The 1,053-nt window shown below is 61.7% G+C and carries 2 pseudogenes; both read left to right on the top strand.

Annotation, left to right across the window (positions count from 1 at the left end):
• Positions 1-207, top strand: a pseudogene (locus ACQKQA_RS30455) (hypothetical protein); the annotation flags it as partial.
• 2 nt (positions 208-209) lie between these two features.
• Positions 210-989: pseudogene (locus ACQKQA_RS30460) on the top strand (electron transfer flavoprotein subunit alpha/FixB family protein); the annotation flags it as partial.
• Positions 990-1,053 lie beyond the last annotated feature (64 nt).

Raw genomic sequence — 1,053 nt, forward strand, 5'->3', positions numbered from 1 at the left:
CAGGGAGAGGTTCTGACCTACTCCGAGAGCGGTGTCGTGGTTGAACGCTCGAACTATCTGGACGATCTCCTCGAGGGCTGGCAGACCACCGCCTCCACCAACAAGACCCTGAAGGTCGAAGCGCCGGCTGCACGCAGCGCGGGTATCAAGGTCAAGTCGGTCGCTGAACTGGTCGAGAAACTGAAAAACGAAGCGAAGGTAATCTGACTATGACTATCTTGGTAATCGCTGAACACGACAACAAGGCGCTGGCTCCGGCCACCCTGAACACCGTGGCCGCAGCCGCGAAAATTGGTGGCGACATCCACGTCCTGGTAGCCGGTCAAGGCGTTGGCGCCGTGGCTGAAGCCGCTGCGAAAATCGCTGGCGTGGCCAAGGTGCTGGTAGCCGACAACGCTGCCTACGCGCACCAGTTGCCGGAAAACGTTGCACCGCTGGTTGCCGAGCTGGGCAAGGGCTACAGCCACATCCTGGCCGCCGCCACGTCCAACGGCAAAAACATCCTGCCGCGGGTTGCCGCGCAGCTGGACGTCGACCAGATCTCCGAGATCATCTCGGTAGAAAGCGCCGACACCTTCAAGCGTCCGATCTATGCCGGTAACGCCATCGCTACCGTGCAATCGAACGCTGCGGTGAAAGTCATCACCGTGCGCGCCACCGGCTTCGACGCTGTTGCCGCCGAAGGCGGTTCGGCTGCCGTTGAAGCTGTGGCTGCCGCTCACGATGCCGGCAAGTCGAGCTTTGTCGGCGAAGAGCTGGCCAAGTCCGATCGCCCTGAACTGACCGCTGCCAAGATCGTCGTTTCCGGCGGCCGCGGCATGCAGAACGGCGACAACTTCAAGCACCTGTACGCCCTGGCCGACAAGCTGGGCGCTGCCGTGGGCGCTTCCCGCGCCGCGGTCGACGCCGGTTTCGTACCGAACGACATGCAGGTCGGCCAGACCGGCAAGATCGTCGCGCCACAGCTGTACATCGCCGTGGGCGACTCAATAAAATAATTAACTGCAAACGGCCGATTACTTCGGACGCTTGGTACCGTACTTCGAACGACCT

Origin of the sequence: Pseudomonas sp. NPDC089530 (genome assembly GCF_050280705.1) — a bacterium.
Classification (GTDB): Bacteria; Pseudomonadota; Gammaproteobacteria; order Pseudomonadales; family Pseudomonadaceae; genus Aquipseudomonas.